Source organism: Nonomuraea thailandensis, assembly GCF_024172165.1.
Classification (GTDB): Bacteria; Actinomycetota; Actinomycetes; order Streptosporangiales; family Streptosporangiaceae; genus Nonomuraea; species Nonomuraea thailandensis.
The window spans coordinates 2,212,228-2,227,495 of the sequence record NZ_JAMZEB010000002.1 but is presented as its reverse complement, the minus strand read 5'-3'; the positions used below and the strand labels follow the sequence as shown (position 1 = coordinate 2,227,495).

General features: G+C 71.9%; 13 protein-coding genes. 7 read left to right on the top strand and 6 right to left on the bottom strand.

Translation table 11 applies throughout. From position 1 onward, the window contains the following. Positions 1-27 precede the first annotated feature (27 nt). Positions 28-879, bottom strand: a complete 852-nt coding sequence (locus tag HD597_RS14180; RefSeq protein ID WP_253742532.1) for a polysaccharide deacetylase family protein — start codon at positions 877-879, stop codon at positions 28-30. Positions 880-1,047: 168 nt separating this feature from the next. Between HD597_RS14180 and HD597_RS14175 the strand changes: the two genes are divergently transcribed. The 4 genes from HD597_RS14175 to HD597_RS14160 all read left to right on the top strand — a co-directional run bounded on the left by HD597_RS14175 (position 1,048) and on the right by HD597_RS14160 (position 6,472). Beyond that, the gene (locus tag HD597_RS14175; protein WP_253742531.1) at positions 1,048-2,079 is read left to right on the top strand and encodes a helix-turn-helix transcriptional regulator; all 1,032 of its coding nucleotides are present in this window, start codon (positions 1,048-1,050) and stop codon (positions 2,077-2,079) included. A gap of 38 nt (positions 2,080-2,117) precedes the next feature. Further along, the gene (locus HD597_RS14170) at positions 2,118-2,429 is read left to right on the top strand and encodes a hypothetical protein (protein WP_253742529.1); all 312 of its coding nucleotides are present in this window, start codon (positions 2,118-2,120) and stop codon (positions 2,427-2,429) included. Between the two features lie 127 nt (positions 2,430-2,556). Next, complete coding sequence (locus HD597_RS14165) at positions 2,557-2,907, top strand: YciI family protein (RefSeq protein WP_253742527.1); 351 nt, start codon at positions 2,557-2,559, stop codon at positions 2,905-2,907. Between the two features lie 229 nt (positions 2,908-3,136). Beyond that, on the top strand, positions 3,137-6,472 hold the full coding sequence (locus HD597_RS14160; RefSeq protein ID WP_253742525.1) for a 3-keto-alpha-glucoside-1,2-lyase-like domain-containing protein: 3,336 nt from the start codon (positions 3,137-3,139) through the stop codon (positions 6,470-6,472). A gap of 56 nt (positions 6,473-6,528) precedes the next feature. Here HD597_RS14160 and HD597_RS14155 read toward each other — a convergent pair whose 3' ends face one another. The 5 genes from HD597_RS14155 to HD597_RS14135 form a co-directional block, all read right to left on the bottom strand. Next, the gene (locus HD597_RS14155) at positions 6,529-7,950 is read right to left on the bottom strand and encodes a pyridoxal phosphate-dependent decarboxylase family protein (RefSeq protein WP_253742523.1); all 1,422 of its coding nucleotides are present in this window, start codon (positions 7,948-7,950) and stop codon (positions 6,529-6,531) included. 169 nt (positions 7,951-8,119) lie between these two features. After that, positions 8,120-8,773, bottom strand: a complete 654-nt coding sequence (locus HD597_RS67260; RefSeq protein WP_253742522.1) for a hypothetical protein — start codon at positions 8,771-8,773, stop codon at positions 8,120-8,122. A gap of 10 nt (positions 8,774-8,783) precedes the next feature. Then, positions 8,784-9,641: a MerR family transcriptional regulator gene (locus HD597_RS14145; protein ID WP_253742521.1), complete on the bottom strand. Its 858-nt coding sequence runs from the start codon at positions 9,639-9,641 to the stop codon at positions 8,784-8,786. A gap of 63 nt (positions 9,642-9,704) precedes the next feature. Beyond that, positions 9,705-10,667, bottom strand: a complete 963-nt coding sequence (locus HD597_RS14140) for an RNA polymerase sigma-70 factor (protein WP_253742520.1) — start codon at positions 10,665-10,667, stop codon at positions 9,705-9,707. A 37-nt stretch (positions 10,668-10,704) separates the two neighbouring features. After that, a complete protein-coding gene (locus tag HD597_RS14135) occupies positions 10,705-11,448 on the bottom strand; it encodes an SDR family NAD(P)-dependent oxidoreductase (protein ID WP_253742519.1) in 744 nt (247 codons plus the stop codon). Positions 11,449-11,727: 279 nt separating this feature from the next. On the opposite strand from HD597_RS14135, the gene HD597_RS14130 reads away from it, so the two are divergent. Genes HD597_RS14130 through HD597_RS14120 form a run of 3 tightly spaced genes read left to right on the top strand, consistent with a single transcriptional unit; the run spans position 11,728 to position 15,248 of the window. After that, on the top strand, positions 11,728-12,705 hold the full coding sequence (locus HD597_RS14130; RefSeq protein WP_253742518.1) for an ABC transporter permease: 978 nt from the start codon (positions 11,728-11,730) through the stop codon (positions 12,703-12,705). Continuing rightward, on the top strand, positions 12,702-13,589 hold the full coding sequence (locus tag HD597_RS14125) for a carbohydrate ABC transporter permease (protein WP_253742517.1): 888 nt from the start codon (positions 12,702-12,704) through the stop codon (positions 13,587-13,589). The genes HD597_RS14130 and HD597_RS14125 overlap by 4 nt, the downstream gene beginning before the upstream one ends. 21 nt (positions 13,590-13,610) lie before the next feature. Further along, positions 13,611-15,248 (top strand): extracellular solute-binding protein, encoded by a 1,638-nt coding sequence (locus tag HD597_RS14120; RefSeq protein WP_253742516.1) that lies wholly within the window; start codon positions 13,611-13,613, stop codon positions 15,246-15,248. Positions 15,249-15,268: the final 20 nt, after the last annotated feature.

The window sequence follows — 15,268 nt, the reverse complement described above, 5'->3', positions numbered from 1 at the left end:
TCCGGAGGTGCCAGGAGGTACGCGCTGTCAGGCGGTACGCGCGTAGTGCCCGGCGATCTCGTCGCTCGTCGTCAGCCACACGCCCTCGTGGCCGGCGATGTAGGCCAGCGCCTGGTCGAGGTACTTGGCGCGGAACGCCTGGCCGATGACGAAGGGGTGCAGCGCCAGGGCCATCACCCGGCCGCTTTCCGCCGACTCGGCGTACAGCTGGTCGAACTGGTCGGTGACCATCCGCACGAATTCGGCGCCGCTCCTGCCGTGCATGGTGAAGATGCCCAGGTCGTTCAGCTCCAGCGAGTACGGCACGCTCAGCATCCCGGGCACGTTCAGCCGGTACGGCTGGTCGTCGTTCGTCCAGTCCAGCACGTAGTCCAGGCCGAGCTCGGCGAGCAGGGACGGCGTCCGGAACGTCTCGGTGAGCGCCGGTCCGAGCCAGCCGCGCGGCCGCCGCCCGGTGGCCCGGGCGATGGTCTCGACCACCTCGGTCAGGTACGCGCGCTCGTCGTCGACGTCCGCCTGCAGGGTGGAGTTGTTCTTGCCGTGCGCCAGCCAGGCCCAGTCGCGGGCGTTGCCCGCCTCGACGATCTGCGGGTACCGCTCGCACACGTCGGCGTTGAGCAGGACGCTCGCGCGGATGCCGTGCCGGTCGAGCACGTCCATCACCCGCCAGATCGCCACCCGCGGCCCGTAGTCGCGCCAGCCGTAGTTGAGCGGGTCGGGGACGAGGGTGGCGGTCGCCTCGTTGATGCTGGTGGAGGGGCGGTCGATCGTGAAGTGCTCGACGTTCAGGCCGACGTAGAACGCGACCCGGGCGCCGCCGGGCCAGCGGATCGGCTCGCGGCCGACGATCGGGCTGTAGTCGAACAGCACGTTCTCCATCAGGTGTCCTCTCGAATGTCACGCTGTCGGCGACGACGATACGAACCGGCGGGCGGCGGCCGGGAGGACCGCGGGCGCCACGAGGAGGACCGGACGCGCCATCGTCGTTGCGCCCCGCCGCGCGCAACCGGTATCCATACCTCGACACCGTCCCGACCCCTGGAAGACATGGTGAACAACGCGACGCTCGCCACCGCGGGCACCGTCTCGCCGCACCTGACCCGCCTGCTGCTCCGCGCCGGGTCCGCGATGGGCCTGGACCGGTCGCGCCTGGAGGGCGTGGCCGGCCTCGCCGTTCTCGGCGAGGACTCCGTCCGCATCCCCACCGCCACCATCCTGCGGGTCTGGGAGCTGGTCTCCAGCCCTGCCTGGGAGGCCGCGGGCACCAGCAGGGTCATGCGGCTGTGGCGGCCGGGGGCGCTGGGCGTGTGGGACTACCTGTTCTCGGCGGCCGGCACCGTCGGCGACGCGCTGCACGCCGCGAGCCGCAACTTCGCCGCCATCGCCGACCCCGCCGACCGCCTCGTGCTCGGCCGCGACGACGACGGCCTGACGATCGCCTACCACGGCTCCTACCAGGACCATCCGCAGTACGGGCGGATCGCGGAGCTGGTGCCGTACATGCTGCTCACGGTGGCGAGCGCCGGGGCGGGGCGCCCGCTGGCGCCGGTGCGCGTCCGGCTGCCCCGGCGTCCGGCCGGCCCGCCCGACCGGCTGCGGGAGCTGTACCGCACCGGAAGGGTCGAGTTCGAGGGCGAGCACCCGTCGGTCACCTTCGCCGAGGCGGACGCCGACGATCCCCTCCCCCGGGCCGACCCGGCGCTGGCGGCCATCCTGGAGGAGCACGCGCGGCTGTCCACGGCCGCCGCCCGGCCCGTGCTCGGCTGGCTCGACCGCTTCCACGCCGCGCTGGAGCCCGCGATCGACGGCCGGCCACCGAGCCTCGACCAGGTGGCGCAGCGGCTGGCCATGAGCCACCGCACCCTCCAGCGCCGGCTGCGCGAGGAGGGCACCACCTGGCGTGAGGAGCTGGAGCGGCTGCGGCAGCGGCGGGTGGAGCGGCTGCTGCGGGACAGCGCGCTCAGCGTGGAGTCCATCGCCGCGAGCGTGGGCTTCGCCGACTCCCGCTCCCTGCGCCGGGCCGTCCACCGCTGGTACGGCCACGGCCCGGCCGCCCTGCGCGCCAGCGGCCCGTCGTGACGCGGGGCGCCCCCTCGCGGAAGGAGGTGGGGGGTGGCATGGCGCCTTCGCGCGGACGCACGGCCTTGAGCGGCGCTCTGGTCCCGCCGGCCTTCGTCGCCTGGCTGATCGTGATGGGAGCGATCGCGAAGGTCCTCTTCTTCGCGCCCGGCGTGCGGCGCGTGGACCCGGCCGTGCTCCCGGAGTTACGCGCCATCGGCCGGGTCGTGGCAGAGGACTCCGAGACCCTGCACGAGTGGGAGAGCAGCTACGTCGAGTTCCGGCATCTCGTGATCCACCTCGACGGCGGCGACCGGCTGCGGCAGAGCTCGCGGCCACGGGGTCGCCCGTGGACAGGATGGCCTACGTGACCGTGCGGCGGTGAGCCCCGTCCCACCGGCCGCATAGCCGTGTCGATTCCGGCGGTGCGCGATCGACGCGTCGGTGAAGGGCGGGCGCAGGAGCTGCCCGCCGCACCGATTCACGTCCGGAGGAACCATGAAGTACATGCTGATGCAGTTCGGCGACGAGAGCGCCCTGAGCGGCCGGTCCGCGGAATGGGTCCAGCAGATGATCTCGTTCATGGTCGAGTTCACCGAGGGCCTGAGGAGGTCCGGTGAGCTGCTGGCCGACGAGGGGCTGGAGCTCGCGCCGAACGCGAAGGTCGTCGCCCTCCGGGACGGCGCGGTGGACGTGCGGGCGGGCACGATCGCCGAGCCCGCGCAGTCGCTGGCCGGCTGGTGGCTGGTGGACGTCGCGGACGAGGCGAGGGCGCTGGAGCTGGCCCGCCGGATCGTCGCCGGAGCCGGCGAACCCGTGGAGGTCCGCCGGTGCCAGGAGCTGCCGTGACCCCTGCGGGTCGCGACAGCCGTGCAGCCGGAAATGCCCTTATGCCCCGACATGTCGTGGCTTTCTTCGATTTTCGGCGGAAGCCTATGGGCAAGGCGAAGATCTCGACTTATATTACGGCGCAGAGCAGCGTTATCCCACGCACGTTCCAGCGTATGAGCCCCGGCATCCGCCGATGCCGGCCCCCACCCACGCCGAACGCGGCGCCCTCTCCGAGATGGGATAGGTCATGCGGACGTCACCCCTGTTATCCCTCTTACTGGTCATCGCCTGCCTGGTCGTGCCCGCCCCGGCGCACGCCGAGGTCCCGCCGCAGGAGCCCGGCGTCACCCTGCGCACGTACGACGTGCAGGTCGAGCTGTCCAAGCTCTGCACGCTCAAGCCCGGCCAGACCCCGAACGTGGACAAGCTGATGCCCACGATCGACTGGACCTCCGACGCGGACTTCGGCCTGACCGACCTGTTCGTCACCGAAGCCGTGGGCAACATTGCCATCCCCGCCCCCGGCACCTACGAGTTCCGCCTCATCAGCGACGACGGCTCCAGGCTGCGCATCGACGACACCGTCGTGATCACCAACGACGGGCGGCACGGGCCGATCGCGGTGGACGGCACGATCACGCTGACCGCCGGCTACCACGCGCTGCGCGTCGACCACTTCGAGCACCTGTACGGCCAGCAGCTCAGGCTGGAGTGGAAGCCGCCCGGAGCCGCCGCGTTCGCCGTGGTGCCGGCCTCGGTGCTGAGCACGGACGCCGACGTGGTCAGGGTCACCGCCCCGGGCCGCAAGGAGTGCGAGAGCGGCGCCGACTCCCCCGGTGACGGCCTGCCCCTGACGTCCGTGCACCCGGACCTCACGCTCACCGACCTGCGCCCTGCCGGGTTCGAGCCGCAGGTGAGCGCGATGGACTGGCTGCCCGACGGCCGGCTGGCGATCGCCACGTGGGGCGGCTCGGAGACCAGGCTCGGCGAGGTTCACCTGCTCGGCAACGTCACGGGCCGGACCTCGCCCGAGCGGGTGACCACCAAGAAGATCGCCAGCGGGCTGCAGGAGCCCATGGGCATCAAGTACGTGGACGGCAAGCTCTACGTCTCGGAGAAGTCGCGGCTGGTGGAGCTGAACGACACCGACGGCGACGAGGTCGCCGACGACCTCAGGACCGTGGCGACCTGGCCGTTCGGCGGCAACTTCCACGAGTTCGCGTTCGGCCTGCTCTACCGTGACGGCCACTTCTACCTCAACCTGTCCGTCGCGATCGACTACGGCGGCGCCACCACCGACCCGCAGCCCGCGCGGGACAGGGGCACGACCATCAAGATCAGCAAGGCCACCGGCAAGGTCGAGTACGTCGCCGGCGGCCTGCGCACGCCCAACGGGCTCGGCTGGGGCCCGGAGGGCGAGCTGTTCGTCACCGACAACCAGGGCGGCTGGCTGCCCGCCTCCAAGCTCCTGCACGTCAGGAAGGACCGCTTCTTCAACCACTACACCAACCCCGCCGGCCCGTTCGACGGCAACCTGGTCAGCCCGCCCGCGTTGTGGCTGCCGCACAACGAGATCGCCAACTCGCCCGGCAACCCGCTGGTCATGAAGCGGGGCAGGTTCGCGGGGCAGCTGCTGTTCGGCGACGTCACGTACGGCGGGATCCAGCGCGCCTACCTGGAGAAGGTCAACGGCGAGTACCAGGGCGCGGTCTTCCGCTTCACGCAGGGGCTGGAGGCGGGCGTCAACCGGATCAGCCTGGGCCCCGACGGCGCCATCTATGCGGGCGGCCTGGGCGCGGGCGGGAACTGGGGCCAGCCGGGCAAGCTCACCCACGGCCTGCAGAAGCTGACGCCGGGCGAGGGCAAGGCGTTCGACATCCTGCGGATGCGCGCGGTGGAGGGCGGCTTCGAGCTGGAGTACACCGAGCCGCTGTCGGCGGAGAGCGCCGCGTCGCTGGCGGGCAGGTACCAGGCCACCCAGTGGCGCTACGTCGCGGCCTCCACCTACGGCGGCCCCAAGGTGGACGAGGAGCCGCTGACCGTCACCTCCGCCAAGCTGACCTCCGGCGGCAGGAAGGTCACGCTCCGGCTCGCCGGCCTGAAGCCGGGACGGGTGGTGCACCTGCGCTCGCCACGCCCGTTCGCCTCGGCCTCGGGACGGCCGCTGTGGAGCACCGAAGCCTGGTACACGCTCAACTCGCTGGTCGGCGGACAGCCGGCGGACACCACGTACGAGGCCGAGAGCGCCGCGCCCGGCGGCGGCGCGAAGCTGAACACCGACCACCTGAGCTACTCGGGCAGCGGCTTCGTCGACGGCTACTGGACGGCGGGCGCGTCCACGCGGTTCGCCGTGCGGGCGGCCGAGGCGGGCACGTACCACGTGGGCCTGCGCTACTCCAACGGCCCGCACCCCGCGCCCGGCACCAAGTCGCTGAGCGTGTACGTCAACGGGACCAAGGTCAGGCAGGTGCCGCTGCCCACGACGCAGACGTGGGACCAGTGGGCCGCCCGCGTCGAGCCGCTAGCGCTGAAGGCGGGCGCCAACACCATCGCCTACACCTACGACCCCGGCGACGCCGGCAACGTCAACCTCGACTCCATCACCGTGGCCGCCCGCCCGGTGCTCGAGGCGGAGCACGCCGCGCTGCGCGGCGGCGCGGCGGTGCGCACGGACCACCAGGGCTACACCGGCGGCGGCTTCGTCGGCGGCTACACGGCCGAGGGCGCGAGCACGTCGTTCACCGTACGGGCCGCCGAGCCCGGCCCGCACAACGTCGGGCTCCGCTACGCGGCGCCGGCCGGCACGTCGGTGAGCGTGTACGTCAACGGCACCAGGGTCAGGCAGGTCCGGCTGGCCGCCACCGCCGGCTGGGACGACTGGGCCGTCCAGACCGAGGCGCTCGACCTCAGGCGGGGCGCGAACAGGATCGCCTACAGGTACGACTCCGGCGACGCCGGGCAGCTCGGCCTCGACCACGTCACGGTGTCGAAGGCCGGGCGGATCACCCTGTTCGACGGGTCGAGCCTGGCGGCGTGGGAGAAGCGGGCCGGCGGCGCGGCGACCTGGCCGGTCGCGAACGGCTCCATGGAGTCGTACGGCGGCGACATCCGCACCCGGCGGACGTTCGGCGACTTCAGGCTGCACGCCGAGTGGTACGAGCCGGACTACCCGCCGGACGTGACCGGCCAGCAGCGCGGCAACAGCGGGATCTTCCTCCAGGAGCGTTACGAGGTGCAGGTCCTGGAGTCCTACGGTGACACCACGCCGGCCGCCGACGAGGCGGGCGCCATCTACTCCAAGCGCGCGCCCGACCGCAACATGGCCACCGCCCCCGGCACGTGGCAGACCTACGACATCACCTTCCGAGCGGCCCGCTACACCAGCGCGGGAGTGAAGGTCGACGACGCGAGGGTGACGGTCGTGTGGAACGGGACGGTGGTGCACGACGACGTGCCCGTCGACGGCGGCACGGGCGACCACATCCCGGAGAGCGCGGCGGCGGGCGGCATCCGCCTCCAGGATCACGGCGACGCCGGCGAGAACCCGCGCTTCCGCAACGTGTGGATCGAGCCCGTCTCCTGACCGCGCGGCAGCAGGCCGCCCCTTCCCGCGAGGGGCGGCCTGCCCTGACCCGGCGCCTAGCCGAGCTCCGCCCGCAGCTCGGCGCACGCCTGACGGATGTCGTCGAGGACCTCCTCGACCCGGTCCCGGTGGGTGCGGTGGCTGACGACGCACACCCGGATCAGGTACCGGCCGCCGATGCGCGTGCTCGACAGCAGGGCGCGGCCGCGGGCCGTCACGCGGCGCAGCAGCTCGGCGTTGAAGGCGTCCGCGTCACCGCGGCCGGGCACCCAGCGGAAGGCCACGGCGGTCAGGCTCGGCCGCCACGGCACCTCGAAGCCGTGCTCGCGCAGCGTCTCGTACGCCAGCTCGGCCAGATCCAGCTTCTCGTCCAGGGCCCGGCGGAAGGCGGCCAGGCCGTGCAGCTTGATCGGCAGCCACAGCCGCAGGCCGCGGAACTCGCGGGTCAGCTCGGGCGAGTACTCGGTGAAGTTCGGGATGTCCTCCTCCTCGCCGAGGTCCTGCAGGTAGGCGGCGCCCACGTGGTGGGCCCGGCGCAGCCGCGCACCGTCGCGCACCAGCAGCGCGCCGGTCCCGTACGGCAGGAACATGGCCTTGTGCGGGTCGATGGTGATCGAGTCGGCCAGTTCGATGCCGCGCAGCCTGGCCCGGCCGCGCTCGGTGAGCTGGAACGGGCCGCCGTAGGCGGCGTCGACGTGGAACCACGCCCCCGCGTCGCGGGCGACGGCGGCGAGCTCGGGCAGCGGGTCGACGGCTCCCGTGTTCGTCGTTCCCGCGGTGCCGATCACGAGGAAGGGCCGCAGCCCGGCGCCCCTGTCGTCCTCGATCATCGCGGCCAGCGCGTGCGGGTCCATCGCCAGGCTGTCCCGCGCCGGCACGACGCGCACGCGCTCGCGCGGGAGGCCGGCCAGCAGGGCGGCCTTGGCGCAGGAGGCGTGGGTCTGGTCGGTGACGTACGCGGTGCCGTCGAGGAAGCTCTCGCCGAGCAGGGTGGTGCGGGCGGTGACGACGGCCGAGAAGTTGGCCATCGAGCCGCCGGAGGTGAGGATGCCGCGTGCCTGCTCCGGGTAGCCGAACAGGTCGCGGAGCCAGCCGATGGCGGTGGCCTCGATCTGGGCGCAGGCGGGGGCGAGCTGCCACACGGTGACGTACTTGTTCAGCGCGGCGGCCAGGAAGTCGGCGAGCGCGGCCGCGTACAGGCCGCCGCCCGGCACGTACGCGAGATAGCCGGGCCCGGCGCTGATGGCGCCGCTGCGGGCCGCGGCCTCCACCGTGGACAGCAGGGCGGGTAACGAGCTGCCGTGCTCGGGCGCCGGCTCGCGCAGCGCCGCGGCCAGGGGGGCGGCGCCGTCGAGGTCGAAGGCGGGCAGCTCGGGCAACTCCTCCAGGAACCGCTGGACCAGGGCCAGCACGGACTCCCCCATCGCGCGTGTCTCCGCGGGGCCCGGCTCCAGGGGGTACTGCTCGGCATCGGACATGATCCGTATTCTGGCACCGCGCGGCCGCGCTCCCCGGTACCGCGACGGTGGGCGCGCGGACGAACGCGGATCAGCAGGGGACTGGGGGCAGCACGATCGCGACCGTCCATGTCGACAACCACTCCGGGTCAGGCGCGGGCGCCGCCGTCCACCCTGAGCACGGTGCCGGTCACGTACGAGGCGCGGTCGCTGAGCAGCCAGGCGGCGGCGTGTGCTGCTCGTCCTCCAGCAGCCATCGGGCGGCGTGGAGCATGTGCAGGGCCGTGGCCAGGCGCGTGCCGTCCTCGCCGGTGCCGAGGTCGGCGAGGCAGGCGGGCAGGATCAGGGCCAGCGCCTTGAGGTCGGCGCGTTCGCACAGCCTGCCGAGCAGGGTCCGCACGAGGGCGTCGGCGGGCCTGGGCTCGATGGCTCCGGTGGAGCGCAGCCCTTCGGCGATCGCCACGCGGTTCCAGTCGGCGTACTGGCCCGGCGGCACGTCGGTGAGGCGGCGGGCGGCCCGCTCGTAGTGCCCGCGCGCCTTGCCGGGCTCGCCGAGGTCCGTGTACGCCTTGGCCAGGTTGACGTGCAGGGAGGTGTGGAAGCCCTTGACGCGGTCGTCGCCGACCAGGTTCGCCCGGTGCGGGCACTCCTGGTTCCAGTGCAGGGTCAGCTCGGGGGTGGGCTGGTGGCGGGCGAGGTAGTGGGCGGCTACGCACGCCTCGTAGTCGTCGGTGGCGCGCTCCCACGCCTGGCGGAAGAGGTCACGGGCGTCGGCCGGGCGGCCTTCGGCCTCGGCCCGCATGCCCTGGGAGCAGAGGTCGACGACGGGGTTGTCCGGGTTCATGGTCTCGCTCTCAGATCCGTACGGGCATGACGAGGGTGGTGAAGCCGCCCTGGTCGGCGGAGCGGACCACGACGGGCTGGACGGGTGAGGAGATCTCCAGCAGCACGTCGGGCCCGACGCCCGCGTCGAGGGCGGGCACGAGGGCCCGCGGGTCGAAGGCGACGCCCACGGGCGCTCCCGTGCAGATGGCGGCCAGCCGGAAGGTGCGCGAGCCGCCGGAGGTGAGGACGAGCCGCTGCTCGCCGGCGTCCATGGCGACCGGCCCGTCGAGGCCGCCGTCGGTGATCGCGCTCCGCAGGGCGGCGCGGTCCGCGATGATCCGGTGCCGGACGTCGGGCAGGTCGTCCAGGATCAGCCGGTAGTCGGGGAACGTCTCCCGCGCGCATGGCAGCTCACGCGTCTCGTCGCCGGCGCGCAGCCGTGCGCCGTGCTGATCCGCCTCGATGCCGAGGTCCGGCACGCGCATGGCCCAGGACGCGGCGTCCACCAGCTCCGCGCCGCCGAGCCGGGCCACGGTCCGGCGCGCGTCGCCCGGCAGGTCGCGCAGGATCCGCTCGATCGCCGTCTGGGCCAGCTCCGCCGTCCTGCGCGCCCTCCTGGCGTGCTCCTCCAGCACCGCGCGGGCCTGCTCGCGCGGGCCGTCCAGCACGACGGAGGCGTCGGTGAGCGGCATGCCCGCCTCGCGCAGCCGCCGCACCAGGACCGCGCGGCTCTCCTGGTGCGGAGCGTAGTGGCGGTAGCCGGTCGCCTCGTCCACGTACGCCGGGCGCAGCACCCCGCAGTCGTCGTAGAAGCGCAGGGCGCTGGGGGCGAGGTTCACCTTGCGGGCGAACGCGCCGATGCTCATCAGGCCGTCGGTGTCGTCCATGGCAGCGATTGTCGGCATTCAAGCGGCTTGAAGGTCAAACGCACGCCACCGCCCTTGCGCGGATCAGCTCTCCGGCAGGCGCGCCACATCGGACACCGGTCCGAGATGGCGGAGCTTGTCGGGGTTGACCACCGAGTGGATCGCCGTGATCACACCGTCGGCGATGTCGAGCCCGACCACGCTCGCCACCCGGCCCTCCGTGTCGTGCATGACGACGCCGGGCCGGCCGTTGACCCGGGCGGGCCGGTAGGAGACGCCGAGCCTGGCGACCCTGCGGAGCCCCGCGACGAGCAGCCGCGCGACCTGCTGCGCGTCGGTCGCCGGTCGCGCGATCGCCTGCGCCTTGCCCCCGCCGTCCCCGTGCAGGACGACGTCGGGCGCGAGCATGCCGAGCAGCGCGTCCAGGTCCCCGCCCGCGGCGGCGTCGAAGAACCTGCGCGCGAGTTCCTCGCCGCGGGCCCGCCGCGCCGGGGGCGTCGGGAGGGCGGGCGCCCGCCTTCCCGACGCGACGCGCTGCCGGGCGCGGGCGAAGATCTGCCGGCAGTTCACCTCGGTCCTGCCGGTGACGCGCGCCACGTCCGCGTAGCCGTACCCGAACACCTCGCGCAGCATGAACACCGCCCGCTCGACCGGCGACAGGGACTCCAGCAGCACGAGGAACGCCATCGACAGCGAGTCGGCCAGCTCGGCGTGCTCGGCCGGCCCCGGCCCGCCGGCGGGCTCGACGACCGGCTCGGGCAACCACTCACCCACGTACGTCTCCCGTCGCACCCGCGCCGACCTCAGGTGGTCGATGCCCAGCCTCGTCACCGCCGTCGCCAGGTACGCCTTCTGATCGGCTATCACGGTGCCGGCCCGGCGTGCCTTGGCCAGGCCGAGGAACGCGTCCTGCACGATGTCCTCGGCGTCGCCCACGGAACCCGTCATCCCGTACGCGATGGAGAACAGCAGCGGCCGGTACGCGTTCGCATCCGTCTCGTCTCCCGCCCCGGACACCCTCTTCCACTCCCCGGCCGGCGTGCTCATCGGAGGGCGCCAGAGTACCGGAGCCGTCTCATGCCGTTCACCAGGCGATGGGGCCGAGGCGGTCGACGAAGATCCCGCTCGGCCCGTCGGGGCCGAGCGTCGCCAGCCTGACGATCGAGTCGGTGCCCTCGGTGACCGTGAGCCGGCCGGTGTGGTTGTTCATGTCGGTGGCGGCGAACGTGTGGTTGGCGACCTCGCCGGGGGTGGCGAGGTTGAACTTGACGTCCGGGAGCGCCTGGGCGTACCGGACGGTGATCATGTTCAGCGCCGTCTTGGAGGAGCTGTAGGCGAGCTCGTGGAACTTCGAGGCGGCCTGCTCGGGGTCGCTCACGACGGAGAACGCGCCGACGGCGCTGGACACCATCACCACCCTCGGGTGGTCCGAGGCGCGCAGCAGGGGCAGGAACGCGTGCGTGACCCTGATCGGGCCGTACACGTTGGTGTCGTAGACGGCGTGGATCTCCTCGGCGGTCGCCTCCGCGGGCGCGATGCCCCTGCCGGGCGCGCCGGCGTTGTTGATCAGGACGTCCAGCCGGTCGGTGTGCTCGCGGACGAGCCGTTCCGCGGCGGCCACCGACTCGTCCTTGGTCACGTCGAGCGGGACCATGACCACGTTCGCGCCGCCGGCGGCCAGCTTGCCGGCGGCCTCACGCCCGCGGCCTTCGTCGCGCGAGCCGAGGAAGATCGTCCAGCCCAGCTCGCCGAGCCGCCGGGCCGCTTCGAGGCCGAGGCCCTTGTTGCCTCCGGTGATCAGCACCGAGGTCTGTTCCGTGTTCGTCATGCCCTCTGAAGACGGACCACCACCCCGGCCTGTGACACGGTGTGAGCGACGCCACACCGCCGCCCGTTCTGCTCTGATGGAAACGCTTCCCATGTCGAGGCAACTTTAGAGGCTTGGTGGCATCCTTGCCACTGCTACAGCCATCGGGATCACCAGGAAATGGCAGGGATTCCGCCGTCGTGAGCCCGGCCATCCTCTCTTGACCGAGCTATGTAACCGTTTTATCTTGATGCACATTCTGTTTCGGCTCGGCACCGCAGAGAGGCGTAGCACGTGAGCATGACGCGGGTCCGTGGCGGCACCGGCACAGCCGGTCCGCCGATCGAGAAGGCCAAGGCCCCGTCCCGCCGCCGGAGCCGGCTGCGACGCATCAGGGCCGACCGCGTGCTGCTGCTCCTCGCGGTGCCCGGCCTGGTGTACTTCCTGGTCTTCCACTACGGCGCGCTGTTCGGCAACGTGCTGGCGTTCATGAACTACATCCCGTTCCTCGGGATTCAGGGCAGCGAGTGGGTGGGCCTGGCGCACTTCGAGCGCATGTTCACCGACCCGGAGTTCTGGAACGCGGTGACGAACACCCTGTTCATCGCCCTGCTGCAGCTCGTCTTCTTCTTCCCGGCCCCGCTGGCGCTGGCGCTGCTGCTGCACAGCGTCGTGGGCGACACCGTCAGGAAGTTCGTGCAGAGCGTGGTCTACCTGCCGCACTTCCTGTCGTGGGTGATCGTGCTGGCGCTGTTCCAGCAGATGCTGGGCGGCGCGGGGGTGGTCAACGGCTGGCTGTCCGGCCTGGGCGCGAACCCGCTGTCGATCATCGGCAACCCCGACGTGTACGGGCCGCTGGTGGTCGCGCAGCTCGTCTGGAAGGAGTGCGGCTGGGCGACGATCATCTTCCTGGCGGCGCTGTCGCAGGTGGACGAGCAGCAGTACGAGGCCGCCGCCATCGACGGCGCCGGCTGGGGCCGCAGGCTCTGGCACGTGACGCTGCCCGCGATCCGCCCGGTCATCGTGCTGCTGCTGGTGCTGCGCCTCGGCGAGTTCCTGTCGATCGGGTTCGAGCAGTTCTTCCTGCAGCGCCAGTCGGTCGGCCCGGAGACCGGCGAGGTGCTGGAGACGTTCGTCTACTTCACCGCCTTCGCCGGCGGCGACTTCGGCTACGCCGCCGCCGTCGGATTGTTCAAGGGCGTGATCGGCATCGTCCTCGTCTACACCGCCAACAAGGTCGCGCACCGGCTCGGCGAGCAGGGGGTCTACAAGGCATGAGCACCACGCAAGCGCCCGCCTGGATGGGCCGTCCCAGCCTGGCCGTCCGCGCGCTCAAGGCGGTCGCGCTGACCGTCGTCGTGCTGCTGGTGCTCTTCCCGCTGTGGACGGTGCTGGCCACCAGCCTGGCCGCCCCGCAGAACGTCATCGACAACGGCGGCTGGGTCGTCTGGCCGACCCAGTTCTCCTTCGACGCCTACGCCGACATCCTGGCCGGCGGCATCATCACCCGCGCCCTGCTCATCAGCGCCGGCGTCACCCTGGTCGGCACCGCGCTCAGCCTGGTCTGCACGATCGCGCTGGCGTACACGCTGAGCAGGCCCAAGGTCTACGGCGGCAAGCCGATGCTGCTGCTGGTGCTGTTCACGTTCCTGTTCCCGCCGGGGATGGTGCCGCTGTTCCTGGTCGTGCAGAGCGCGGGGCTGGTCGACAACTACGCGGCGCTGATCCTGCCGTTCCTGGTCAACGTGTTCAACCTGGTCGTGATGCGCGGCTTCTTCCAGTCGATCCCGCAGGAGCTGATCGACGCCGCGCGCATGGACGGCGCCGGCGAGCTGACCGTGCTGCGCAGAGTCGTGCTGCCGCTGTCGAAGGCGGTCATCGCGGTGATCGGCCTGTTCTACGCGGTGGCGTACTGGAACCGGTTCTTCGAGGCGATCATCTACTTCAACGACCAGACCATGTGGCCGATCGGCACCGTGCTGCGCCAGTACGTCACCGGCGGCGCGTCCCTGTCCGAGGCGTCCGGCGAGCTGGCCGCCACCTCGCCGCAGTCCGTGCAGATGGCCGTGGTCATCCTCGCCACGCTCCCGATCGTGGTCGTCTACCCCTTCCTGCAGCGCTATTTCGCCAAGGGCGTGCTGACCGGCGCGCTCAAGGCCTGAACCCCCCGAAGGAACCTCGTCATGGACAACACCATCGATCGCCGCGCCCTGTTCAGGGGCGCCCTCGGCGTGGCCGCCGCGTCACTGCTCACCGCCTGCGGGGGCGGCGGCGGCCCGTCGAGCGGCGGCGTCTCCAACGCCGGCAAGCAGCTCGTGCCCTGGCCGGCGTACGTGCCCTTCGCCGGCCCCACGCCGGACGCCCCCGGCGACGACACCGGCGTGCAGAACCTCTACCTGAAGTACCCCGAGACCCTCGTCCAGTCGGTCGGCGACACCGTGGGCGACGGCTCCAGGGTGACCGCGCTGGTCGTGACGTACGGCCCGCCGCCCGCCCCGGTCACCCGGAACCGCTACTGGCAGGCGGTCAACAAGGCGCTCAACGTCGACCTTCAGGTCACCGTGGTGCCCGACCCCGAGTACGGCCAGAAGATGACCACCCTGATGGCCTCGGGCAGCGACCTGCCGGACATCATCATGTTCACCAACCTCGCGCTGCCGCACTCCCTGGAGTTCATCCAGGCCCAGTGCGCCGACCTGTCGGAGTTCGTCGGCGGCGACGCCGTGAAGCAGTACCCGAACCTGGCCAACATCCCGCCGTACGCCTGGAAGGGCATGGGCCGCGTCAACGGCAGGCTGTACGGCATCCCGCTGGAGCGGCCGACGCCGGCCAACAGCCTGTTCGTCAACCGCACCGCCATGGACGAGGCGGGCATCCCGAAGACCTGGACCACCGAGCAGTACCTGGAGGCGATGAAGGAGCTCAGCACCGGCCGCAAGTGGGGAGTCGGCTGGTACAAGACGCTCTTCGGCGGGCTGGGCGGCGTCACCTACCACGCCGGCTCGCTCGGCGCGCCCAACGGCTGGTCGCTGTCGAACGGCCAGTTCGCCACCACCCTGGCCACCCCGCAGTTCGAGGAGGCGCTGGGCGTCATGCGCAAGCTGGTCGAGGCCAGGTCCGCGCACCCGGACGGCCTGACCGTCAGCTCCACCGACATGCAGACCTACTTCCACAACGGCACCGTCGCGTCCGTGCAGGACGGCTTCGGCGCCATGGCGCTGACCACCCTCACCAAGATCGACAAACGGTTCGCGCTCGACCTCGGCTACCCGTACGGCCCGGCCGCCACCCCCTGGCAGGGCCCCGGCATCTTCGGCTACGTCACCTTCAAGAAGGCCGCGCCCGAGCGGATCAAGCTGCTGCTGCGCATCAGCGACTACCTCAGCGCCCCGTTCGGCACCAAGGAGTACGAGCTGGCCAACTACGGCGTCGAGGGCGTGCACTTCACCAAGGAGAACGGCGGCATCGAGACCCTCGACCTCTACCAGAGCGAGAACAACAACACCCTCCCCTTCCGCTACATCGGCACCGCCCCGTCGGTCATCTACCTGCCCGGCTACCCGGAGACCGCCCAGGCCGTCCACGACTGGCAGAAGGCGACCCTGCCCGGCAGCGTCCCCAACCCGGGCAACGGCCTGCGCTCGGCCACCTCGGTGAGCAAGGGCGCCCAGCTCAACCAGATCATGGGGGACGGCATCGCGGCGGTCGTCTTCGGCCGCGAGCCGCTGTCGGCGTGGAAGGACACCGTCACCCAGTGGCGGAACGCGGGCGGCGACCAGGTGGCGGAGGAGCTGGCCACCGAGCACGCGGCCACGCAGTGAGCCCCCTGTTGTAACCGGTT

What these genes read in the sequence shown, in the direction of transcription:
- HD597_RS14180 (WP_253742532.1), bottom strand. Translation starts at nt 879, where the DNA reads ATGGAGAACGTGCTGTTCGACTACAGCCCGATCGTCGGCCGCGAGCCG.
- HD597_RS14175 (WP_253742531.1), top strand. Translation starts at nt 1,048, where the DNA reads ATGGTGAACAACGCGACGCTCGCCACCGCGGGCACCGTCTCGCCGCAC.
- HD597_RS14170 (WP_253742529.1), top strand. Translation starts at nt 2,118, where the DNA reads ATGGCGCCTTCGCGCGGACGCACGGCCTTGAGCGGCGCTCTGGTCCCG.
- HD597_RS14165 (WP_253742527.1), top strand. Translation starts at nt 2,557, where the DNA reads ATGAAGTACATGCTGATGCAGTTCGGCGACGAGAGCGCCCTGAGCGGC.
- HD597_RS14160 (WP_253742525.1), top strand. Translation starts at nt 3,137, where the DNA reads ATGCGGACGTCACCCCTGTTATCCCTCTTACTGGTCATCGCCTGCCTG.
- HD597_RS14155 (WP_253742523.1), bottom strand. Translation starts at nt 7,950, where the DNA reads ATGTCCGATGCCGAGCAGTACCCCCTGGAGCCGGGCCCCGCGGAGACA.
- HD597_RS67260 (WP_253742522.1), bottom strand. Translation starts at nt 8,773, where the DNA reads ATGAACCCGGACAACCCCGTCGTCGACCTCTGCTCCCAGGGCATGCGG.
- HD597_RS14145 (WP_253742521.1), bottom strand. Translation starts at nt 9,641, where the DNA reads ATGGACGACACCGACGGCCTGATGAGCATCGGCGCGTTCGCCCGCAAG.
- HD597_RS14140 (WP_253742520.1), bottom strand. Translation starts at nt 10,667, where the DNA reads ATGAGCACGCCGGCCGGGGAGTGGAAGAGGGTGTCCGGGGCGGGAGAC.
- HD597_RS14135 (WP_253742519.1), bottom strand. Translation starts at nt 11,448, where the DNA reads ATGACGAACACGGAACAGACCTCGGTGCTGATCACCGGAGGCAACAAG.
- HD597_RS14130 (WP_253742518.1), top strand. Translation starts at nt 11,728, where the DNA reads ATGACGCGGGTCCGTGGCGGCACCGGCACAGCCGGTCCGCCGATCGAG.
- HD597_RS14125 (WP_253742517.1), top strand. Translation starts at nt 12,702, where the DNA reads ATGAGCACCACGCAAGCGCCCGCCTGGATGGGCCGTCCCAGCCTGGCC.
- HD597_RS14120 (WP_253742516.1), top strand. Translation starts at nt 13,611, where the DNA reads ATGGACAACACCATCGATCGCCGCGCCCTGTTCAGGGGCGCCCTCGGC.